The sequence below is a fragment of the Pseudomonadota bacterium genome, assembly GCA_027620075.1.
GTDB lineage: Bacteria > Pseudomonadota > Alphaproteobacteria > Rickettsiales > UBA6187 > 1-14-0-20-39-49.
Genome location: JAQCEY010000001.1, coordinates 347,680 through 368,617, shown reverse-complemented (window position 1 = coordinate 368,617; position 20,938 = coordinate 347,680). Strand labels below are relative to the sequence as shown.

Annotated in this window: 22 protein-coding genes; 12 read left to right on the top strand and 10 right to left on the bottom strand. The window is 37.6% G+C overall.

All coding sequences use genetic code 11. The features are described from left to right. The first annotated feature begins 29 nt into the window (after nucleotides 1-29). The 5 genes from O2942_01930 to O2942_01910 all read left to right on the top strand — a co-directional run bounded on the left by O2942_01930 (nucleotide 30) and on the right by O2942_01910 (nucleotide 6,861). The gene (locus tag O2942_01930) at nucleotides 30-1,031 is read left to right on the top strand and encodes an NAD(P)H-dependent glycerol-3-phosphate dehydrogenase (GenBank protein ID MDA0781005.1); all 1,002 of its coding nucleotides are present in this window, start codon (nucleotides 30-32) and stop codon (nucleotides 1,029-1,031) included. Between the two features lie 92 nt (nucleotides 1,032-1,123). Then, nucleotides 1,124-3,097, top strand: coding sequence for an acetate--CoA ligase (acs, locus tag O2942_01925; GenBank protein ID MDA0781004.1), 1,974 nt, complete (start codon nucleotides 1,124-1,126; stop codon nucleotides 3,095-3,097). A 64-nt stretch (nucleotides 3,098-3,161) separates the two neighbouring features. After that, the gene (locus O2942_01920; protein ID MDA0781003.1) at nucleotides 3,162-3,560 is read left to right on the top strand and encodes a response regulator; all 399 of its coding nucleotides are present in this window, start codon (nucleotides 3,162-3,164) and stop codon (nucleotides 3,558-3,560) included. 15 nt (nucleotides 3,561-3,575) lie between these two features. Then, nucleotides 3,576-4,955, top strand: a complete 1,380-nt coding sequence (locus O2942_01915) for a PleD family two-component system response regulator (protein MDA0781002.1) — start codon at nucleotides 3,576-3,578, stop codon at nucleotides 4,953-4,955. A 358-nt stretch (nucleotides 4,956-5,313) separates the two neighbouring features. Continuing rightward, a complete protein-coding gene (locus O2942_01910; GenBank protein MDA0781001.1) occupies nucleotides 5,314-6,861 on the top strand; it encodes a hypothetical protein in 1,548 nt (515 codons plus the stop codon). A gap of 1 nt (nucleotide 6,862) precedes the next feature. On the opposite strand, the gene O2942_01905 is transcribed toward O2942_01910, so the two are convergent. The 4 genes from O2942_01905 to O2942_01890 are packed head-to-tail and all read right to left on the bottom strand — an operon-like array spanning nucleotide 6,863 to nucleotide 8,796. After that, nucleotides 6,863-7,756, bottom strand: coding sequence for a YihY/virulence factor BrkB family protein (locus O2942_01905; protein ID MDA0781000.1), 894 nt, complete (start codon nucleotides 7,754-7,756; stop codon nucleotides 6,863-6,865). 30 nt (nucleotides 7,757-7,786) lie between these two features. Further along, nucleotides 7,787-8,140, bottom strand: a complete 354-nt coding sequence (locus O2942_01900) for an ArsC family reductase (GenBank protein ID MDA0780999.1) — start codon at nucleotides 8,138-8,140, stop codon at nucleotides 7,787-7,789. Nucleotides 8,141-8,142: 2 nt separating this feature from the next. Continuing rightward, nucleotides 8,143-8,553, bottom strand: coding sequence for a hypothetical protein (locus O2942_01895; GenBank protein MDA0780998.1), 411 nt, complete (start codon nucleotides 8,551-8,553; stop codon nucleotides 8,143-8,145). A 15-nt stretch (nucleotides 8,554-8,568) separates the two neighbouring features. Beyond that, nucleotides 8,569-8,796: a hypothetical protein gene (locus O2942_01890; GenBank protein ID MDA0780997.1), complete on the bottom strand. Its 228-nt coding sequence runs from the start codon at nucleotides 8,794-8,796 to the stop codon at nucleotides 8,569-8,571. A 256-nt stretch (nucleotides 8,797-9,052) separates the two neighbouring features. On the opposite strand from O2942_01890, the gene O2942_01885 reads away from it, so the two are divergent. From O2942_01885 to O2942_01875, 3 genes are all read left to right on the top strand, one after another. After that, nucleotides 9,053-9,445 (top strand): hypothetical protein, encoded by a 393-nt coding sequence (locus O2942_01885; GenBank protein MDA0780996.1) that lies wholly within the window; start codon nucleotides 9,053-9,055, stop codon nucleotides 9,443-9,445. Between the two features lie 265 nt (nucleotides 9,446-9,710). Then, the gene (thiC, locus tag O2942_01880; GenBank protein ID MDA0780995.1) at nucleotides 9,711-11,522 is read left to right on the top strand and encodes a phosphomethylpyrimidine synthase ThiC; all 1,812 of its coding nucleotides are present in this window, start codon (nucleotides 9,711-9,713) and stop codon (nucleotides 11,520-11,522) included. A 3-nt stretch (nucleotides 11,523-11,525) separates the two neighbouring features. Then, nucleotides 11,526-12,362 (top strand): DUF4145 domain-containing protein, encoded by an 837-nt coding sequence (locus tag O2942_01875; GenBank protein MDA0780994.1) that lies wholly within the window; start codon nucleotides 11,526-11,528, stop codon nucleotides 12,360-12,362. A gap of 112 nt (nucleotides 12,363-12,474) precedes the next feature. Here the strand turns inward: O2942_01875 and O2942_01870 are convergent, their stop codons facing one another. Continuing rightward, nucleotides 12,475-13,533: a hypothetical protein gene (locus tag O2942_01870; protein MDA0780993.1), complete on the bottom strand. Its 1,059-nt coding sequence runs from the start codon at nucleotides 13,531-13,533 to the stop codon at nucleotides 12,475-12,477. Nucleotides 13,534-13,792: 259 nt separating this feature from the next. Here O2942_01870 and O2942_01865 point away from each other — a divergent pair, with 259 nt between their 5' ends. Both O2942_01865 and O2942_01860 read left to right on the top strand, forming a co-directional pair. Further along, nucleotides 13,793-14,278: an Hsp20/alpha crystallin family protein gene (locus tag O2942_01865; GenBank protein MDA0780992.1), complete on the top strand. Its 486-nt coding sequence runs from the start codon at nucleotides 13,793-13,795 to the stop codon at nucleotides 14,276-14,278. 92 nt (nucleotides 14,279-14,370) lie between these two features. Then, nucleotides 14,371-15,258 (top strand): MBL fold metallo-hydrolase, encoded by an 888-nt coding sequence (locus O2942_01860; protein MDA0780991.1) that lies wholly within the window; start codon nucleotides 14,371-14,373, stop codon nucleotides 15,256-15,258. Between the two features lies 1 nt (nucleotide 15,259). On the opposite strand, the gene O2942_01855 is transcribed toward O2942_01860, so the two are convergent. Both O2942_01855 and O2942_01850 read right to left on the bottom strand, forming a co-directional pair. Beyond that, nucleotides 15,260-15,904 carry an NrsF family protein gene (locus tag O2942_01855; GenBank protein ID MDA0780990.1) on the bottom strand — a complete coding sequence of 215 codons (645 nt, stop codon included), beginning with the start codon at nucleotides 15,902-15,904 and terminating at the stop codon, nucleotides 15,260-15,262. Then, a complete protein-coding gene (locus tag O2942_01850) occupies nucleotides 15,901-16,443 on the bottom strand; it encodes a sigma-70 family RNA polymerase sigma factor (GenBank protein MDA0780989.1) in 543 nt (180 codons plus the stop codon). Before O2942_01850 ends, O2942_01855 begins: the two co-directional genes overlap by 4 nt. Before the next feature lie 234 nt (nucleotides 16,444-16,677). On the opposite strand from O2942_01850, the gene O2942_01845 reads away from it, so the two are divergent. Next, nucleotides 16,678-16,956 carry a DUF2282 domain-containing protein gene (locus O2942_01845; protein ID MDA0780988.1) on the top strand — a complete coding sequence of 93 codons (279 nt, stop codon included), beginning with the start codon at nucleotides 16,678-16,680 and terminating at the stop codon, nucleotides 16,954-16,956. Between the two features lie 62 nt (nucleotides 16,957-17,018). Here the strand turns inward: O2942_01845 and O2942_01840 are convergent, their stop codons facing one another. Next, nucleotides 17,019-18,092 carry a sensor domain-containing diguanylate cyclase gene (locus tag O2942_01840; protein MDA0780987.1) on the bottom strand — a complete coding sequence of 358 codons (1,074 nt, stop codon included), beginning with the start codon at nucleotides 18,090-18,092 and terminating at the stop codon, nucleotides 17,019-17,021. Between the two features lie 271 nt (nucleotides 18,093-18,363). Here O2942_01840 and rpoN point away from each other — a divergent pair, with 271 nt between their 5' ends. Further along, on the top strand, nucleotides 18,364-19,809 hold the full coding sequence (gene rpoN / locus O2942_01835) for an RNA polymerase factor sigma-54 (GenBank protein ID MDA0780986.1): 1,446 nt from the start codon (nucleotides 18,364-18,366) through the stop codon (nucleotides 19,807-19,809). Between the two features lie 7 nt (nucleotides 19,810-19,816). On the opposite strand, the gene O2942_01830 is transcribed toward rpoN, so the two are convergent. Beyond that, complete coding sequence (locus O2942_01830; GenBank protein MDA0780985.1) at nucleotides 19,817-20,311, bottom strand: hypothetical protein; 495 nt, start codon at nucleotides 20,309-20,311, stop codon at nucleotides 19,817-19,819. A gap of 28 nt (nucleotides 20,312-20,339) precedes the next feature. Further along, nucleotides 20,340-20,738, bottom strand: coding sequence for a hypothetical protein (locus O2942_01825; protein MDA0780984.1), 399 nt, complete (start codon nucleotides 20,736-20,738; stop codon nucleotides 20,340-20,342). Between the last annotated feature and the right edge of the window lie 200 nt (nucleotides 20,739-20,938).

Genomic DNA, 20,938 nt, shown 5'->3' with positions numbered 1-20,938 from the left:
CATCTGCATAAAATAAAATTCATTAAAATATGACTGAAATCAACATAACAAAAATAGGTGTTCTGGGAGCCGGAAGTTGGGGTACGGCTCTGGCAGTTTCTATGCTGCGTACAAAAAAAGAAGTTCTGATATGGTCACGTTCCGAGGCTGTTACAAGTTCAATAAACAACGAGCGTTGTAATAACTACCTTCCCGATATGATTATTCCTGAAGGGGTATCTTCTACAAATAACATTAATGACGTTATTAAGTGTGATGTGTTGTTAATAGTTATACCTGCCCAGACAATAAGAGAAAATTGTGAAGCTTTAAAAAATGCAGGGATAGGGAAAAATGTGCCTTTAGTTATATGTTGTAAAGGCATAGAGATAGGTACGGAAAAGTTAATGTCGGAAGTGGTAAAGGAGGTGCTACCGGAAAACCCTATAGCGATTTTATCCGGTCCTAATTTTGCTAATGAAGTGGCAAACGGTTTGCCGACATGTACTACTCTAGCATGCGAGGAACAAGAGTCGGGTATGAGACTAGTAGAAGCTTTGGGCTGCCATGTTTTCAGGACTTACTATACCAATGACATTATCGGTGCGCAGATAGGAGGAGCGGTTAAGAACGTTCTGGCAATTGCGTGCGGCATAGCTACAGGTAAAGGTTTAGGGGAAAACGCACGTGCTGCCATAGTGACAAGAGGAATGGCGGAGATAACCCGTCTTTGTGTTGCTAAGGGCGGCAAGGCAGAGACTTTAATGGGGTTAAGCGGTATAGGCGATATAATGCTTACCTGCGGAAGCCGTACATCAAGGAATATGTCGTTCGGTTATGAGTTGGGTAAAGGAGTTTCCGTTAAAGAGCTGACAGACGGGAAAGCAAAATTGGCAGAAGGTGTTGCAACCGCCAAGTCCGTATCGGAGCTTGCGAGGTCTTTGGGCGTAGATATGCCTATTTGCTATGCCGTAAACGATATTATTTTTAACAATGCTGATATTGACAAGGTTGTCATGAGCCTTTTAAGCCGTCCTTTAACTGTAGAGTAGGGATTTGCTTTAAGTAAGCAATTGACACTTGCCGACCTTCGGTTATTCTATCTTGCTATATTATTAACCGCAGGGTGATAGGGGAAATTTTTATGGCTGACGGTAGTTTGAAAAATGATGAGATAATACATCATGATGATGTTGTTATTACGGTTAAGGAAGAAATAAAAAAATCTGCATACGCAGATAATGATACATATCTAAAAATGTATGCTAATTCTATTGAAAATCCTGAACAATTTTGGGCGCAGCAGGCAGAGTCGTTAGACTGGATAGATAAATTCACAAAGGTAAAGAACACCTCATATGACGGGGATATAGATATAAAATGGTTTGAAGACGGCGAGCTTAATGTTTGTGTTAATTGCGTCGACAGGCATTTGGCAAAACGTGCTAATCAGACAGCCATAATCTGGGAGGGTGATAACCCTGAGGATTCAAAAAACATTACCTATATGGAGCTTTACAGGGAAGTTTGTAAGCTTGCCAATGTTATAAAGAATATGGGTGTTGTTAAGGGCGATAGGGTAATGATATATATGCCAATGATACCTGAAGCTGCTTATGCAATGCTTGCATGTGCGAGGATAGGAGCCGTCCATTCCGTTATATTCGGAGGGTTTTCTGCCGAGGCTATCAGGGGGCGTATGGAAGATTGCCGTTCAAAACTTATCATAACGGCCGATGAAGGAATAAGGGGCGGGAAAACAATTCCTCTAAAGGCTAATGTAGATGAAGCCTTGGATAGCTGTTCGGTTCCTCATAAAGCACTTGTGTTTAAAAGGACTAATGCCGATATTGCGTGGAACTTTGAAAGGGATTTCCGGTACGATGATTTGGTCAAAGAGGTTGATGAGCATTGCAATCCTGAAGTCATGAAAGCCGAAGACCCGTTATTTATCCTTTATACCTCAGGTTCAACGGGTAAGCCTAAAGGGGTTTTGCATACATCGGCAGGATATCTGCTATATGCGTCCATAACCCATAAATATGTTTTTGATTATAAAGACGGAGATATCTATTGGTGTACGGCAGATGTCGGTTGGATAACGGGACATAGCTATATTGTGTATGGTCCTCTTGCAAACGGTGCTACCACGTTGATGTTTGAAGGCGTGCCTAATTATCCGAGCTGGGATAGATGTTGGCAGGTGGTGGATAAACATAAAGTAAATATCTTTTATACCGCTCCGACTGCCATAAGGGCTATTATGCGTGAAGGTGATGATTACGTTAAGAAAACCTCAAGGGAATCATTGCGTATTTTAGGTACGGTCGGCGAGCCTATTAATCCTGAGGCGTGGAACTGGTATTACAGGGTGGTGGGTGACAAAAGATGTCCGGTAGTAGATACTTGGTGGCAAACTGAAACAGGAGGAATAATGATAACCCCGTTACCCGGTGCTACCGACTTAAAACCCGGTTCGGCAACACGTCCTTTCTTCGGTGTTAAGCCTGCTATAGTGGATAATGAAGGTAATGTTCTCGAAGGAGAGGCAGAAGGAAACTTGTGTATCCTAGATTCATGGCCGGGGCAGATGAGGACGGTTTATGGCGACCATAAGCGTTTTAAGGAAACATATTTCTCGCAATTTCCCGGTAAGTATTTCTCCGGTGACGGGGTCAGGCGTGACAAGGACGGATATTATCGGATAACAGGGCGTGTTGACGATGTTTTGAACGTATCGGGACACAGGCTTGGAACTGCGGAGATAGAAAGTGCGTTAGTTGCTCATAAAGACGTTGCCGAGGCTGCTGTTGTCGGTTATCCGCATGATATAAAAGGGCAGGGTGTATATGCTTTTGTGATACTTAATAAAGGTGTAAATGCAAGTGAAGAACTGGCAAAAGAACTTGAAAAAACGGTAAGGAAAGAGATTGGGGCTATAGCAAAGCCCGATCTGTTGCAATTTGTAACAGGTTTGCCTAAAACTCGTTCAGGTAAGATAATGAGACGGATACTTCGGAAAATCGCTGAAAATGATTATTCTAATTTAGGGGACACTAAAACCTTAACTAATCCGGAAATTATTGACGGACTTATTGAAAACAGGCTTAATAAATAAAAATTAACCAATTGTTTACTAAATTTTAGTAATATATAGATTAGTCTTCTATAGGGGAAAGTTAATGGCTAAAGAAAATAAGAAGAAAAATATATTTATCGTTGAAGATAACGAGCTTAATTTAAAGCTTTTCAAAGATATTCTTAATGCTAACGGTTTCGATACATCGTACACTCAAGATGGATTTGAGGCTTTTTCCCTTATAAAAAAGCATAAGCCGGACACCATATTAATGGATATACAGTTACATGGAATTTCAGGTTTTGATATTATAAAAGAAATCAAGTCCGATGATGAAATTAAACATATTCCGATAATTGTTGTTACTGCTTTTGCGATGAAAGATGATAAGAAAAAAATTATGGATTCGGGTTGTGAGGCGTATATAGCAAAGCCTATATCAATTAACCCGTTCCTTGATACTATTAGCAAGTATGCTAATAGTATAGTGGAAACAAATTAATTTTCAGGAAGATTAATGGCGGCAAAAATTTTAGTTGTTGACGATTTGTTACCCAATCGAAGGCTTCTTGAAGCTAAGTTAAAGGGCGGCTACTATAATGTAGATACTGCCGAAAGCGGTCAGGAGGCAATTGATAAAGCTATCGCAAACCCTCCGGATGTTATATTGCTTGATGTGATGATGCCTGAAATGGACGGTTTTGAGGCATGTAGAATTCTGAAAAAAAACCCTATAACTTCCGATGTACCGGTTGTGATGGTAACAGCTTTAAGTGACGTTGAAGATCGTGTGCAGGGGCTTAATTCGGGTGCGGACGACTTTTTGACAAAACCTATTAACGATCTGGCTTTATTTGCAAGGATACGTTCGTTGGTAAGGCTCAAAAGCATGACCGATGAGCTAAAGCTGCGTGACCAGACGGGCGAAAAGCTTGGTGCTGAAGATCCAAGAAGAGATATTGAGAATAACTTAGCCGGCTCTAATGTTTTAATAATTGATGATGATGCGGCTCAGGCTCAGCAGATAAGTACAAAATTGTCTGAAATTAATGTTAATGCCATTGTAATAGGTAATCCGCCGGATGCGGTAAGAAGGTCTGAAGAACAAAGTTTTGACCTTATTATGGTTAGTGCACAGCTTTCCAGCGATGACGGCATAAATTTATGTACACACCTTAGAAGTCAGGATAAAACACGAAATACACCTTTACTTATCATTATTGAAGACGATAAACCCGAATTGTTGGTGAAAGCACTTGACCTTGGTGTAAATGACTATCTTGTTACCCCCATTGATTCTAATGAGGTTATAGCAAGGGTGAAGATTCAGGTAAGGCGTAAAAAATATCAAGATGCATTGCAGGCAAACCAGCAGCAAAGCCTTGAAATGGCTGTGCGTGACGGCTTAACGGGTCTTTATAACAGAAGATATTTTGATACGCATGTTGAAAGAATGCTTGAATCGTCTAAGGAAAACGGAAAACCGTTATCATTAATGATACTGGATATGGATCATTTTAAGCATGTTAACGACACATACGGTCACCAAAGCGGTGATGAGATTCTAAAGCAGTTATCAGACAGAATTATGAAAAGCGTAAGACCTTCGGACTTGGTGGCAAGATACGGAGGTGAAGAGTTTGTTGTGGTAATGCCAAGCACGAACTTGAAGAACTCTTCTATTGTGGGCGAAAGAATAAGAAAAGTCATAGAGGCTTACCCGTTTTCAATACCGGTTGAGCCGGGAGAGATTAAAAAAACCATCAGTGTAGGTCTTGCCGTGTCAACGCCCGATGATAAGGTTGAACAGGTGGTTGAAAGAGCGGATAAGGCTTTATATCATGTCAAAAACACCGGTCGTAATAAAGTAGCCGTATATAGCGAAAGACCGCTTTAAAATATAGTATTTCCAAAATTTATTGATAATTGTCATCCCCTGAATTTTCGTAGAAAATTATAAGGGGATCTTATTGTAAGGCAAAAAGATCTCCGAACAAGTCGGGGATGACAAATTCAAGAGTGGTTATCAATAAAATTTAGAAATACTATACTTATAATTACGTCATTTTGTACTTGATACGGAATCCAAGAAAATAATAAACATGTGCAAAACACATTCATTATAACAAATAACAGCTTGTAAATCATTCTCAAACGCACGTAAATATAAAATTGTTTTTACTAGCCAATTTACTTTAAAGTTGATATATGAAACGACTTGTAATTGTTAATAAACTAACTATTGTGTGGTGCGTATGAATTATGAGTCGGAAAATGAAGAGAGTAAATTGCCGGTGCAAGGATTTTTTAATGAAGATGAGTTTCTGAATAATTTAGAAGAGCTTTATAATGACAGCGATTATAACTCGGAAGATAAAACCAAAATGGCTAAACAAATCTTTGCTAAATTGAACGAATTTTTGCAATTGGATGAAAACTACCAAAAACAATTATTAACGGCTGAGTTTGATGCATTCGGTAGACCTGTAATTGCCACTGCTTTGGTTATGTACAATATGCAAGAAGAGCTGGGCATCACGTTGGCTGTGTTAACGGATAGTGAGAAAAAAAATCTTATTAATTGTGTAGATAGTAATAATGAAAACTTTCTTCATTATGCTATGAAAAGTAATTCTCCCGAATCTGTAAAATTTCTTATGGAATCGGGAGTAAATCCTATACAAAAAGAAGTAAGTCATGATGATACTCCTTTGTCTTTAGGGGTAGAAGGTGCTTCATCGGAGGCTGTTGAGGAATTTTTGAGTTTTTTTGATAAAGCTAAAACTAAAGAAGAGTTGGTTAGTAATCAAAAAACTAAAAGAGCGGCTTTAAATAAATGTGATAACGAGGGTAATACGGCACTTCATATAGTAAAAATATCACAAGAACTTGAAACGGCAGAAGAGCCTGATTCTAAAGTTTCAGCCGATAATCAACAAAAAGATTATTTGAAAATGGAAATGATAGGATTGCTTTTGAAGCATGTAGGGTCACATCACGAAAAAATCTTCACAAAAAAGAATCAAGACGGAAAAACAGCGGAAGAAGTTTTTAGAGAAACCGGCAGTACGGAAATAGCCGATGAAATACATAAAAAACATACGGATGTTTTGTTCTCCAAGCTGGAAAGTATTATTTTAAAAACGGTTAATGATAGAGAGTTAAATTCTGATGTGGGTGAAAATATTGCCGGTTCGGATAACGCATTAAGAATAAAAAAGAGGCTAGAAGGACATATTAAGGGAGATTATGAGCATTTAGATGAATTAATCGGTGCTGACAACACAGGGTTTATGAAGCCGTCACGCGGTCAAAGATTGAGAATGGAGATAGACAAGATAGTTTACGGTAAGAAATCGGAAAGTCTTTCGGAGCAAACCCAAAAAGACCTTGAAGAACTAAAGCTATTTCTTACACAGAGAGGAGCAAGGCAGATTGCAGAGGGAAAATCGGAAGAAATAGTTGAAACACAAGAAGAGGGGCGTGGTAGAAAAAGAGGAGCAGAAGAAATTAGTGATGTTACCTTTTTGGGTGATAATATTCAGTCCGTATCAGGACGAAGCCGTTTAGGGAGTAATTCTTCAAGCAACGGCAAGGGAACCGGAACAGCGTCAACGGCAGATTCGGAGGCTAACGTCGGTTCAAGAATTGTTTCCGACATTATAAAGGCTAGGAGTGCCGCTCAAATATTGGTGGGGTTGCGTAGTTCATCAACAGAAGGTGTCAGCCCAAGACAGCCTGCGGCTCTTGATGTATTAAACAGAGATTCGACAAACGGAGAAAAAACGGACAGGGCTAAATAGTTTACGCATGTTCTTTTTCTTCTATCTTATGACCTCTTGCCTTTTGCAGACGATAATTAAATTCAGCTCCGAATATAAATATCATAGCCGTTATATAGAAGAATAATAAGAACGCTATTATTCCTCCCAAGCTGCCATATATAATGTTTACCTGATCAAAATTACTCAAATACTTGGAGAAAAGTGCTCCCGCTATAAACCAGAAAATTATAACGATAGCGGCTCCATATGAAACAGACAAAACTCCCTGCTTGGTATTGGGTAGTATTATATAAGCTGCTATTACCACTAAAAATAATGTTAGAGTAGTTATGATATATCTGATATACCCCCATGCAGGACTTGCCGAGAAGCCTTTTAGATGAAGGAACTCGGTAATTTCCTTCAACTGGAATGATTCTTGAAGGTTAGACCATATATTAGGAGCTATTATTAAAAGCAGAGTAACTATCATAAGTGCTGCCGTTAGTATTATGAATTCTCCGATGCTCATTAATCTACGCCATATATATGCAGGAGGTGTGCTTACCCTATAAGCACGGTTAAGTATTGTACGCAATCCGTCCACCATTGATGATGCCGTCCATATTGAGCCTACTATCGCGATTGTCAGTAGCCCCTGCGGAGGGCCGGACGCAATTTCCTGTATCCGTGGTTTTAGTGCGGGTATTATTTCTTCGGGAATCAAATCATTTTGCAGTATTAGATCTATCATTTTTATACCGACATCCGACTGACCGATATATCCGGCAATAGCAACAAAAAAAACCAGAAAAGGAAATAGCGCCAATAATGCCAAAAATGCCAGATAGCCGGCATGTTCAATGCCGTCATGTCTAACCGTATCGTATGCTGCATTATAAAAACATTTAAAAACTTGTTTGACTGAAAGCATTTTTTATTACTTACTTTGCAGGTTTTGAAACTATGCTAAGATGCGGTTATTTGTAAGTTCTTTATAATCTTCTTCATTGAATCCTACAATATATTTGTTTCCTGTATATAATATAGGTCTTTTTATAATAGAAGGATTTTCAATCATTATTTTAATTGCCGAGCTTTCATTATTAACGCTCTGTTTTTGTTCTTCGGAAAGTTTCTTATATGTAGTTCCACGTTTGTTTATAAGAAAATCTATTCCTATATCCTTACACCATTGCCTAAGCAATTCTTCGGCCGGAGGCTGCTTTTTATAATCGTGAAACTCAAAGCTCACACCGTTATTGTCAAGCCATTTGCAGGCTTTTTTTATGGTATCGCAATTTTTTATTCCATACATCTTCATGCTGCTATCATATCCTCATATGATGGAGCAGTCCAGCTTTGTGGCTTTTGAACTTTGCCGTTTACATATTTAATAGTACCGTCAGGCTGTTTTTTACCAAGGTTAGCCTCGCATATCCTTTTCATAACTTCAACGGTCTTTTCTTTGGCTAACTCATGATTGTCACCTTCAAAACGGAAGGTTTTATAAATACCGTTAAGGGCTATGAACGCAACATCGCCAAATCCGTCAATTATTTCAGGTAGGTCATGCTCACTTACCGCTTTCTTTGTTTCTTCAACTTCTTCGTTTAAGAAGTCTAGCGTTTTTCCAAGAAGTGTTTTTTCGTCAATGCCCTCGGCAAGTTTAGGGTCAACTTCAAAATCACGACTGAATTCTGTAGATTTTTCAACGATTTCATATGTCATTATAAAATACCTTCTTTAGTGTTTTGTTTTATTTTCCAAATCTTTTAAATCTTTTTGTAGCTCTTCTTTTTTTGCTTCGATTTTATCGGAAACGGATTGTAAATTCAAAGATAGTTTTTCCTCTATCTCTTTATTTAAATCATCACGGTATTGTTTTATTTTTTCGAGTTCTTTCTTTATTTCGTTATTTTCCTTTTTGGCTTCTTTTGCCTGTTTGTTTAGTTCGTCTAATAACTTACCCATAACTAAAACACCGTTCTTGAAGTTAAACAAAAACTTAATATAAGTGATGTAAGATAAATTGTCTAGTTAACCTTTTATTAAGGAATAAATGTTAGTTTTATTAGTAAGTTAAAGGCAATTTTTATAAAGTAGAATTAGCTTGAGTTTGCAGCGGCTCAGGCTAATTTTATTTTATGGCAAATGTGTATGTTCTTTACAGCTTTCTTTATATGGAGTATCAACGGTTATATCTAAATATAACAAAGGATATTCTATCATGAAAAAAATTATATCATTATCGCTGGCAACAGCTATTTTACTTAATCTAACGGCGTGCGGTACTATTTTATATCCTGAAAGGAAGGGGCAAAAAGGAGGGCGGCTTGATGCGGGAGTAGTTGTTCTTGACGGTATCGGGCTTCTGTTCTTTTTAATACCGGGTGTAATAGCATTTGCGGTTGATTTTAGCAACGGTACTATTTACGTTCCGGGTTCCGACCGAAGCTCTCTTGATGTAGATAAAATGCAACCTATAAACGTTGATAAAGAAGGTTTGACAAAAGAACTTGCCGCCAAGATAGTATCTGAAAAAACAGGTCAAACTATAGATGTTTCTAAAGCCGAAATTTATAAAGAAAATAAAAGCGGTGATGCGGTTCGTTTGTATTAATGAGAAAAGTTATTACTCAATTAATCGTACTATAAGAACAACGTCATTACCCGAATTGCCAAAGGCAATTATAGGGTAATCTTCATAAGATCGCCCTATAGTTTTCTAAAGAAAACTCGGGCGATGACGAAAAAGAATTCAGTATGACAAATTCTATAGTTAGTGAACACCTTTTGCCCTTTTTGTTTAGATGGCGTTTACTTTAGCACTTTAGTGTGGTATTTGGTTTTATGCTTTTAATTAAAATAGTATAAGGTTAATATTGATGCCACAGAACAAAAAAATCGAAATCTCAACCGAGCCGTTTCCGTCTTCAGAAAAAATGTTCATAAGTGGGGATTTGTTCCCTGAAATAAAAGTGCCGCTGCGTAAGATTAAATTGCATGAAAGCGCGGGTGAAGATGATGTTGTAGTCTATGATACGTCAGGTGCATATACCGATCGGAATGTGGAAGTCGATATTCGCAAAGGGCTTGCTAAAACCAGACTTCAGTGGATTGAAGCTCGTGGTGATGTAGAGCGTTATCAGGGCAGAGAAGTAAAACCGGAAGATAACGGGCAAAAAGCCTCTAAAGTTGAGGAGTTCAAATTCCCTAACATAACTCCGCTCAGGGCAAAGGCGGGTAAGAATGTTAGCCAGATGCATTATGCTAAAAAAGGCATAATAACGCCTGAAATGGAATATATCGCCATTCGTGAGAATTTAGGCAGGAAAAAAGCTGCCGAGGCAAATTCTAAAGGTGGCGACCCTATGGGGGCGAATATCCCTGATTTTATTACACCTGAATTTGTACGCAAGGAAGTTGCACAAGGGCGTGCGATTATTCCTGCCAATATTAATCACCCCGAATCAGAGCCTATGATTATCGGGCGTAATTTCTTAGTGAAAATAAATACTAATATTGGTAATTCTGCCGTTACTTCTTCGATTGAAGAAGAGGTTGAGAAAATGGTGTGGTCGTGCCGTTGGGGCGGTGATACTTTGATGGATTTATCCACAGGCGATAACATACATAATACAAGGGAATGGATAATAAGAAACTGTCCTGTTCCCGTGGGTACAGTGCCTATCTATCAGGCGTTGGAAAAAGTAGGCGGAGTTGCCGAAGACCTGACATGGCAGGTTTTCAAGGATACTTTGATAGAGCAGGCAGAGCAGGGGGTTGATTACTTTACTATCCATGCAGGTGTTCGCTTACCATATATTCCGATGACCGAAAAGCGTGTGACCGGTATTGTTTCTCGTGGCGGTTCGATAATGGCTAAATGGTGTATGGCACATCATGCTGAAAGTTTCTTATATACGCATTTTGAAGATATTTGCGAAATTATGAAAGCGTATGATGTTTCATTTTCGCTTGGTGACGGATTGCGTCCGGGTTCTATTGCCGATGCTAATGACGAGGCGCAGTTTGCCGAGCTTGAAACATTGGGCGAGCTTACTAAAGTAGCTTGGGAGCATGATGTTCAGGTGATGATTGAAGGGCCGGGGCATGTTCCTATGCACTTAATAAAAGAAAATATGGATAAGCAGTTGAAGGAATGCCATGAAGCACCTTTTTATACTCTAGGGCCACTTACGCAGGATATAGCACCGGGGTATGACCACATAACAAGTGCTATAGGTGCGGCTATGATTGGCTGGTATGGTACGGCTATGTTATGTTATGTAACGCCAAAAGAGCATTTGGGCTTGCCTAACAAAGATGATGTTAGGGAGGGTGTGATAACATATAAGATTGCGGCTCACGCTGCCGATTTGGCAAAGGGACATCCGGGGGCGCAATTGCGTGATGATGCGTTGTCCAGAGCTAGGTTTGATTTTAGATGGGAAGACCAGTTCAATCTTGCCCTTGACCCATACAGGGCAAGGGATTTCCATGATGAAACCCTGCCTGCCGCAGGTGCTAAAGTGGCTCACTTTTGCTCTATGTGCGGCCCTAAATTCTGCTCAATGAAAATATCGCAAGATGTCCGCGACTTTGCCAAAGCCGAGCGTGAAAAAAAGGAAGGCATGAAAGAAATGGCAGATAAGTTTAAGGCAGAGGGTGGTGAGATTTATCAGAAGGTGGGTTAAAAAATGGAAAAAAATTATACAGCTCCAAATGTAGACAAAACATCTTTTCATTGCCCTCATTGTGGTACTAAAGCACCTCAATTATGGCTTGATTGCTATGGTGAAGAAGTACCTACTGATGATGGACTTCCATATGTTATTACATTAAAGAAAACGGAAAAAATGATTGAGGATTTTAAAAGTTCAGATAATGGAGGGATAATTTTTGAAGAAGATGACTTGAAGCATTTGAGGGAAAAAGCAATTAATGCTGAAGGTGAAGACTTTTGTTTTAGAAGTCTAGATAGTAAAAACTCGCGGCGGTGTAATTATAGTTTTGAAAACATATTTTTTAGTGTTTGTCAGGAATTGAGCTGTAAAAAGGCAGCTTTATGGGTTCATGATAGGTTAATTATTCCTGCTTCGTGTGTTGAAGAACCTCCAAATGATGACATGCCAGATAAGATAAAAGTAATTTATAATGAAGCCCGTGAAATTCATAATTGTTCACCTAGAGCATCTGCTGCATTATTGCGTCTATGCTGTGAAATGTTGTGTGATGATCTTGATGCTAAGGGTCAAACTTTAAATGGAAAAATTGGTGATTTAGTTTATAGAGGAATGGATAATCGAGTTCAAAAAGCTTTAGATGTTGTAAGGTTTGTTGGTAATGATTCTGTACATCCCGGTCAGATTGATTTATCGGATAATTTAGATGTTTCTCATACTTTGTTTGTTCTAGTTAACGAAATAGTACAAGAAATGATAAGTAAGCCAAAAAGGCTTAACAAAATATATGAGGAAAAATTGCCTCAAAGTGTAAAAGAGGGAATTGAAAAAAGAGATAAAAAGAAGGCTTAAAAATTCTTACTAATTCCTTAAATCCCGTATCAAGTACGGAATGACGAGTATAAACAAAATTCGTCATACTATGGCTTGACCATAGTATCCAAGTTTGACAATGACGGTTATATTAAATTTCGAATAAAGTACCCTTCTTGTTGGTCTTCTTATCTACGTATGAAACCCAAGAATGACCGTTTTTATCGGTTCCTTTGTCTACAGCCTTTTGGTTTTTAGATAAAGTAGATTCTATTTCATCTTCTTTATTGAAATCGTCAAATATCTTATTTCTAACTTCGCGGCTAAATTCCGTTTGCTTCTTTTGCTCATCTTGTTTTATTTGTTCTTTTGCATCGTTAACAAGGTGTTCTTTTAGCTCGTCATGTTCGATATCGTCAAAAATTCTATCCCTTTGTGTGGCTGTGACTTTTTTTATAGATCCGTCCCTTTTTTTGTTGATATTGATATCCTTATCGGAAGTTTTGTCTTCTTTTTTAAATATATCAGGAAAGATTTCTGCTGCTTGCGGCTGATATTTTTGTTCAACTTCAAACATCGCCTCATCATATGGCAATTCATCATTAGAGATTATTTTATCAAGCTCTTTATTAGCCTTTTTCCTTATTTTATTTAGCTTTTCTAACTTCATAAAAAAGCTACTATTTTTATTATTTCCAACTTTGCGACTAGAATTCTTTTGTTCATCTTGTTTTATAGAGCTGTCTTCTTTTTTACTGATTTTGGAATCTTTATCGAAAAGCGTTAGTTCTTCGGTGATAGTATCAAGCTTTGGCTCGAAAGGAGTCTTTTTCTCAATCATTTCACTACGGATATGTTCTGATGCTCGACGTGTTTTAGGTATTTTTTCATTTTTAGCAGATGCTTTTAGCAATTTTTCAAACCTACTTTTTTTGCCGTACTCAATTCGTTCACTTGTATGTGTAGAGCCTAAAAGCCCTAATTGACCGGCGGCACTGTATATACCTCTTACTTGTTCAGGGGATTCCGAGTATTTTGCTATTGGAACGGAGTCTTTATAATATTCTGTTTTGTTAGTCTTATATGCCGTATTAGGGGTGTTTGAATTTTCATTATTGTAATCGAAAAACGTGCTAAAACTATCAACAAACGAACTCATATCCGTTAAAATTCCACAAGTTAGGTCGGAGATTGCCTTATCAAATGACATATTATACCACATATATTTAATAAATTAACTTTTTGTTAATTTAGCATAAGTTGTCTATGATGTAAAGTTAAGTTGACATTTCACCCTTTTTGATTGCTTAAGTAGGTGAGTTTTTAATTAAAATTTACTATAGAATTCTTGCGGCTTAAAATTTTCTCCCGACATCTTGACAAAAATCAACTCAATTTCCATATCTATAATATAGGATGTACAGCCTTGTTTGATTTTATAAGTAATTAAGATTTAAGGAGGTTTTGCCATGAGTTTAAATAATTTAATCAGTTTTAACAAGCCGAGTGCATTGCAGGTTAAAAAACGCGGATATGACCCGTTTTTTTCTCTGCAAAGCGAGATAAACAGGCTGTTTAATGAAGATTTCATGCCGACTTCGGCAAAAGAATATAGCAGTTTAATTCCCAATATTGACGTTGTGGAAAACGATAAGCAAATTATCGTAAAGGCAGAGCTTGCGGGATTGGCTGAAGATGATATAGATATTGAAGTAACTGAAAAATCACTTTCTATCAAGGGCGAAAAGAAAGACGAACATCAGGAAAAAGGCGATAGCTATATAATTAAGGAATCTTCCTACGGTTCGTTCAGTCGAAGTTTTACTTTACCTGAAAATGTTGACGGCAATAAGGCAGATGCCAAGTTCAAAAAAGGCGTTCTGACTATTACTATCCCTAAAAAGGAATTGCCTGAAAACAAGGTTAAGAAACTAAAGGTAAAGAGTGATGATTAAATGACCATAAGGTAATCCATATTCATATTGCTTTTCCCTATATTGTAGTGCTATTTTACTAAAACTAAAAAACCATGATAGGGGGAAGCAATATGAAAAAATTACTAAGCGTAGTATTATTAAGTTCATCTTTGATAACAAGCGGCTCTTTTGCCGGTAAACACGGCGATGAAAAAGTTGAGATAAAAAGTTTCAAAGCTGCCGAGAATATATATATGATAGAGGCAAAAGGCGGTAATATCGGTGTACTCAAAGGTGAAAATAAAACATTGATAATCGACAGCCAGTTTGCCGATATATCTGACGATCTGAAAAAAGAGATATCGAAAATATCGGAAAAGCCTATAAAATTCTTACTAAATACACACTTCCATTTTGACCATACGGGCGGCAATGAGAATTTCGGTAAAGACGGCGTGCATATAATCGCTCACGAGTTCGTATATGATAAGCTAAAAAACGGAACGGTTATCAAAGCTTTCAATAAAACTATGGAGCCTGCCCCACAGGAGGCACTGCCGTTTATAACGCACACTAAAGGGCTTCATCTGCATGAAGGCGATGAGGATATTGATGTAGTTGCCTATCAGGGGCATACGGGCGGTGATAGTGCGGTTTTCTTCAAAAAATCAAATGTGGTGCATACGGGAGACTTATATTTTAACGGCAGATATCCGTTTATTGATACTTCAAACGGCGGAAGCGTTGAAGCTATGATAAACGCCATGGAGGATATACTGTCAAAGGTGGACGATGATACGAAAATAATTCCCGGACACGGCTCATTATCCGATAAGAAAACAATGCAGAAAAACCTTGATATGCTTAAAGATTTTACGGCAACCGTAGCCACAGCTAAAAAAGCCGGTAAATCTAAAGATGAAATCCTGAAAATGGCGGAAATACAAAAATATGATGCCGAATACGGAAAGGATTTCCTTACTACCGAGCAGTTTCTTGCGATAGTTTTTGAAGACTAATCTACCATTTAAGGAGCTTTCGTCCGATATTCATGCCGATTATAACCATCAACAGCATCGGTGCGTAATGCCAAGTAAGGATATGCTTGGCTTCATCGTTAGGTTCAATCAGCCTTAAAGCTATATATGAAAAGTTGACCGCAGAAAGGCTAATCATAGCACCCGACCAGCTTTGGTTGGTGCTTGCACCCTTTTTGGCTAAAAACACCATAACTAAAATAGGGAATGCTGCAAATGCGAACATATCGGCAAAACACTGATAGGTGGCGGTAGTGGTGTTAATCGGGATATTTGAACCGCCTTGGTCTATTAATCGTATTATCAATATCACCGTTAATGCTATGAAAGGGGTTGTTGCTAGCAATTTGAGATTCTTTTTCTGATGGCTATCGGGGGCGGCGAAATAAGCCGCCGTTAAACATGACAAAACAGAACCTATAGCTGCTACTATAAGTTCTATAATAAAAACAGGCTCATTCATTTTGTCTGAAATATCGTAACGAAACTGTAGGAAAAGAGGTAATATAGCAACATAGGAAAAGCCTGACAAAAACCACTTTAAAGCCATGATTTCAGGTGCTTTCATCTTTTTGACCGGTTCCAGTTCGTCAACTAATTTTTTTGTTAAGTCGTCTATCTTACTCATTTTTTAGTCATTTTTTGTTTTAATGTTTTATATATTCTGTGAGCGGAGGTCTTTACCGCCGATTCGCTCATATTTAATTTTTTCGCAACTTCTTTTGCCGTGTAGCCCTCAACCTTCATTAATTCGATAATTTTTCGTTGTTTTTCAGGTAATTCATCTATTGCCCCATATAGTTCTTCGTATTCATCATCTGATTCGGTTACATTTATATCAAATTCATGTGATATTTCGTTTAAATAATCGGATTCATTCTCGGATTTTTTATATATCTTCCTAAAATGGTCGTATAAACGGAATTTTGCGATAGAAAATAGCCACGGCTTAAAAGGGCGTGATTTATCGTAAGTATGCCTTGCGTTATGCAGGGATATCAGTATTTCTTGTATTATGTCCTCAACGTCCTCGGAATTTGATATCTTTTTCATGAGATAACCTTTTAAAATGCGGTTACACTCACCCAAAAGTGACGCATATGCCTGCTTGTCCCCTTGCTGGGAACGGTGCATCAATTCTTCAAGGGATATTAAGTTTTCTGCCATAAATCAGTAAGTTTACTTGAGCAATGTTAACGGTATAAAGGTTTATTATCAACAGGTCAATCTTAGGAGTATGATTTTATGTGGTGTTCGATAAATTTGTCATAGGCGAATTTATTTGTAATAACTATAAAAGATTTTGTAGATTTTAAAAAATAATCTGTAACTATATGCTGGATTGAGTCGAATATGTTAGCGACCAATCAATTAATTTTAAAATATTTTGGAGAACTAAAAATGAATACAAAATTGAAAAAAACTTTCCTTACTGCCGCTGCAACCGGTTTGTTGGCTGTTAGTGGTGCTGCTATTGCTGTTGATGCAAAAGCTGAAGAAAAAGAAAAATGCTACGGCGTTGCTAAAGCCGGTGCAAATGACTGTGGTTCAAAATTTGCCGACCATTCTTGTGCCGGTCATTCTACTGTTGACGGTTCTACTGCTGCGTTTATATCATTGCCGAAAGGTCTTTGTGAGCGTCTTGCAGGCGGTTCTTTGGAGCCTTCGAAAGGTGAGTAGTCATACTACTTTTAAATGTGAAAAACAGCCCCTTAAAAAGGGCTGTTTTTTTGTTTATGACATTAATGTAGTTTAACAATCTCGTCGTTAGATACCTGATTTCTACCGGTGTTTTTTGCAATATAAAGCCTTGTATCGGCTTGTTTATAAAGTTCACTTGAGTTTAATTCGTTATTTTCCTCATTACACGCAATTCCGATAGAAACCGTGCATTTTATAGGCATTATTGAGCCTTTTACAAAGAAATTATGCTTTGCAACCGTTTTGCATATCCTGTCGGCTACCCAATATGCTCCTTCCTCGGAGGTGTCGGGCAAGAATATACCGAACTCTTCGCCGCCTATGCGAGCCAGAAGATCCGTATCACGGACACATGTTAACATAATCTCGCTGATTTCTTTTAATATTTTATCCCCCGTTGAATGACCGTAATCGTCATTTATCTTTTTAAAGAAATCAATATCGGCAATTAAAATGGCAAATGGGTTGTCCGTACGTTGTGAACGTTTTATTTCCGTGTCAATGCTTTCAAAGAAGACCCTGCGGTTAGCTGTGCCTGTCAACGGGTCGGTGTTAGCCATTTTCACCAGTTCACGGCTATTTTTTTCTTCCGCCTCCACACGGTCACTAATATCTCTTAAGGAGCCTATGGAGCCGATAATGTTGCCTTCATCATCAAACCACGGGTAAGATACATCGGTTAACCATATTTTTCTTCCGTCACGTGTTCTTACAAGATAATCTGCCTGCCATTTGTTGACATCGCCGTTCTTACGGGTTTTTTCCAGTTCATCAAATGATTTAATTGATTTCATTCCGTTGCTTATTATTTTTGTTTCAATAATTAATGAGCGGAAATTTATCTTTTTCATTTCTTCAGGAGTAAAACCAAGCAGTTTTACTATCGCAGGGCTGATATAATCATATGTCATGCTGTTATATCGAAGACGATATATAGTATCCGATGAATATGATGTAAGTAAATCAAGCTCTTCTTTGAGTTTTTGTGATTTAGTTGAAAAAGGGAGGGATTTTGTAAATGAAGCTGCTTTCTTGGCGACGCTTTTGGGTTTTTTGTTTTCCAGAACTTTGAATAATGATTGATACGTTCTTTTTGGTTTTTTAGTGGAAGTCATTGAACAAGCCTCCTGCTTTTTGGGTTGGCGAATAATCCTGCCATTTACTAGACTAGGTGTTTTTTTAACCTTAAAAACACAACATATAGTATATTTCTTATATTCTTATAAAAACGCATTAAAGTCAATCAAAAATTGAAAAAACGATTTTTTATTTAATCGTAGAAATAATCATGTTTTTAGGTTAATATAAAATTATATGCATAATTTATGCCAAAAGTATAAAATGATGATTTTGAGATTAGACTTAGTCTATAAATAAGGGGTAAATGTGGCTGACTTAAGTTTACATATTAAACAGTCTCAATCAATGGTGATGACACCTCAGTTGCAGCAGGCGATAAAAATTCTGCAATTGAGCAATATTGAGTTGCAAGAATATGTAGAACAGCAGATAGAAGAAAACCCCTTTTTAGATAACTGTGTTAGTGAAGTTGAAAATACGGATTCGAAAAAAGATGAACAATCCGAGCCGGATATGGTTCCCGATAGTGAAAAAGATTATTCATGGGACGATGATCAGGTTTCTCCGGCGATATATGACAGCGATTCTCCTACATATACAGGAGTAGGGAAGTCCGGAGGTTCTGATTTTAGTGAGAATGAATATGGCATAGAGCAGATAGCATCGCCCAAAATTACACTAAAAGACCATATAATTGACCAGATAAATATAGACATTATCGACCCGGTGCAAAAGATGATAGCCCTACATCTTACGGATATGCTTGATGATAACGGATATATATCGGGTGATTTAAACTCGTTATGTCAGCTATTAAAGTGCGATTTTAAAGAAATTGAATCAACTTTAGAGGTGCTGCAGGGATTTGAGCCTACCGGTGTTTTTGCGAGAAACCTGCAAGAGTGCCTTGCATTGCAATTAAAGGAAAAAGACCGATTTGACCCTGCTATGCAGCGTTTTGTAGAAAATATAGACATGTTCGCAAAGCGGGATATTAAGGGATTGAAGCGGGTTTGTAAGGTTGATGAGGAAGACCTGTTGCAGATGTGTGAGGAGATAAAAGCCCTTAATCCCAGACCGGGAAGTAGTTTTTCATCGGAAAATGTTCAGGTTCTGTATCCTGATGTTTTCTTAAAAAGAGCGGATAAAGGTAAGTGGATACTTGAAATTAATAACGAAATTTTACCGAGGGTATTGGTAAATAGAAAATATTATTCCGAAGTTGAGTGTAAAGTTAATGATAAAGGAAGTAAAAAGTTCCTGACCGAGCAGTTTACTAGTGCCAACTGGCTGGTTAAAGCGTTGGATCAGAGGGCGAATACTATCTTAAAGGTTGCTACTGAGTTGGTAATGCAGCAAGACGGGTTCTTTAAAAAAGGGATACATTTTTTAAAGCCTCTGGTACTTAGCGATATTGCGCAGAAGATAGAAATGCACGAAAGCACCGTCAGCCGTGTGATAAACGGAAAATATATCGCAACGCATATGGGAATATACGAGCTTAAATATTTCTTTTCATCATCGGTAGGAAGCACTGACGGGATTGAAGATATTTCAAGTAAAAGAATAAAATTCATGATTAAGGAGCTGATTGACAGAGAGAAAAATGCATCAGTCCTTTCGGACGCTAAAATAGCCTCAATCTTAAAGGCAAAGGGCGTAGATGTAGCACGCAGAACGGTCATGAAATACCGCGAGGCAATGGGCATAGGTTCGTCCGTGCAGCGTCGTGCTGATAAAAAGATGAGCTAAGGGGGGGCTATCCTTTTTTCCCCAGACTTGTTGCCAGAACTTCCATTCCGTCTTTGAAGGTTGTAAATAGCTTCTTTCTTTTGTTTGCTTCCGAAATTGTAATTCCATCGTAATAAGGTAGTAGAAAGCTACTTCTTAAGTGGAATATACAGATATTCATAACTATCCTTTTTGCATTTATTTTGCAAAGCTCTTTCATAGCATTTTCATATTCTAAACTTCTTTCTTTTAGCCAGTTTTCATCGTCATTCCTGAAGCTTCCGGTGCTAATCTTTTCGTAGCTATAGGCACTTATATTAGGTGAGCCGAAGCGTAGAGTGTATAGCCATCTAAGCCTTATTCCTGCTTCATGCTCATCTTGTGAAATAAGCTTCTTTTTTAGGCATAGGTCAAGCGGTTCGGTTGTAATGCCTAAGTTCTTCTTGGTTTGTAATTGGGGGGTGCCGTAATCTTTTTCAACTTTTAGTGTTTTTGGACGACCTCTTTTTCTTGAAAATCCCATGTAAAAAATCCTCTGTTTGTGATATATTCTAGATAGCTTTTTTGTATTTTTGCTCAATAGATACATTGCCGGATAACTTGTTTAGTTGTCTGTGTTTTTTATTATATCTTGAGATGTAAGGTTTTTTGTTCTTTTTTAGTATTTTCCGTAATCCTTGAATTATAAAATCAGGACTTAATTCTGCAAATGAGCAAACTAATATAAAATCTTCATTCTTATGTGAAAACCACGATATTGTTTTTGCCCGCTCTATCTTTGCCTTGATATCTTTCGGCTTTGATATTGAGTCAATTACCGCCTGCATAACAACCGATTGCCATAAAGCTATTTCACCTGTTAAATCCTTTGTGTTAATTTCAAAGTATCTTAACAATTCTTCAATTAAGAGTTGATTCGACTGGTGTTTATCCGATGTGTTCTTATGCATAATTATCTCCATTATTAGAATTGATATCCCCCATATAAAATCAATTATAGGTTGAAAATATTTTGTTATGCAAATATAATTTATGAAATATCATAATTTTTTTGATATTTCATGTAACATATTGTTTTAATGTTGATAACATTTTTTTCTTCAAGGCTTACATAGCCGGTCTATTTTGTGTATATTTAAATGGTAGTATG

Coding starts and splice junctions, on each gene's coding strand:
- acs (MDA0781004.1), top strand. CDS start 1,124: ATGGCTGACGGTAGTTTGAAAAATGATGAGATAATACATCATGATGAT.
- O2942_01900 (MDA0780999.1), bottom strand. CDS start 8,140: ATGTATGGAATAAAAAATTGCGATACCATAAAAAAAGCCTGCAAATGG.
- O2942_01905 (MDA0781000.1), bottom strand. CDS start 7,756: ATGCTTTCAGTCAAACAAGTTTTTAAATGTTTTTATAATGCAGCATAC.
- O2942_01870 (MDA0780993.1), bottom strand. CDS start 13,533: ATGTCATTTGATAAGGCAATCTCCGACCTAACTTGTGGAATTTTAACG.
- O2942_01875 (MDA0780994.1), top strand. CDS start 11,526: ATGGAAAAAAATTATACAGCTCCAAATGTAGACAAAACATCTTTTCAT.
- O2942_01845 (MDA0780988.1), top strand. CDS start 16,678: ATGAATACAAAATTGAAAAAAACTTTCCTTACTGCCGCTGCAACCGGT.
- O2942_01850 (MDA0780989.1), bottom strand. CDS start 16,443: ATGGCAGAAAACTTAATATCCCTTGAAGAATTGATGCACCGTTCCCAG.
- thiC (MDA0780995.1), top strand. CDS start 9,711: ATGCCACAGAACAAAAAAATCGAAATCTCAACCGAGCCGTTTCCGTCT.
- O2942_01860 (MDA0780991.1), top strand. CDS start 14,371: ATGAAAAAATTACTAAGCGTAGTATTATTAAGTTCATCTTTGATAACA.
- O2942_01830 (MDA0780985.1), bottom strand. CDS start 20,311: ATGGGATTTTCAAGAAAAAGAGGTCGTCCAAAAACACTAAAAGTTGAA.
- O2942_01825 (MDA0780984.1), bottom strand. CDS start 20,738: ATGCATAAGAACACATCGGATAAACACCAGTCGAATCAACTCTTAATT.
- O2942_01930 (MDA0781005.1), top strand. CDS start 30: ATGACTGAAATCAACATAACAAAAATAGGTGTTCTGGGAGCCGGAAGT.
- O2942_01915 (MDA0781002.1), top strand. CDS start 3,576: ATGGCGGCAAAAATTTTAGTTGTTGACGATTTGTTACCCAATCGAAGG.
- O2942_01895 (MDA0780998.1), bottom strand. CDS start 8,553: ATGACATATGAAATCGTTGAAAAATCTACAGAATTCAGTCGTGATTTT.
- O2942_01865 (MDA0780992.1), top strand. CDS start 13,793: ATGAGTTTAAATAATTTAATCAGTTTTAACAAGCCGAGTGCATTGCAG.
- O2942_01840 (MDA0780987.1), bottom strand. CDS start 18,092: ATGACTTCCACTAAAAAACCAAAAAGAACGTATCAATCATTATTCAAA.
- O2942_01890 (MDA0780997.1), bottom strand. CDS start 8,796: ATGGGTAAGTTATTAGACGAACTAAACAAACAGGCAAAAGAAGCCAAA.
- O2942_01910 (MDA0781001.1), top strand. CDS start 5,314: ATGAATTATGAGTCGGAAAATGAAGAGAGTAAATTGCCGGTGCAAGGA.
- O2942_01920 (MDA0781003.1), top strand. CDS start 3,162: ATGGCTAAAGAAAATAAGAAGAAAAATATATTTATCGTTGAAGATAAC.
- O2942_01885 (MDA0780996.1), top strand. CDS start 9,053: ATGAAAAAAATTATATCATTATCGCTGGCAACAGCTATTTTACTTAAT.
- O2942_01855 (MDA0780990.1), bottom strand. CDS start 15,904: ATGAGTAAGATAGACGACTTAACAAAAAAATTAGTTGACGAACTGGAA.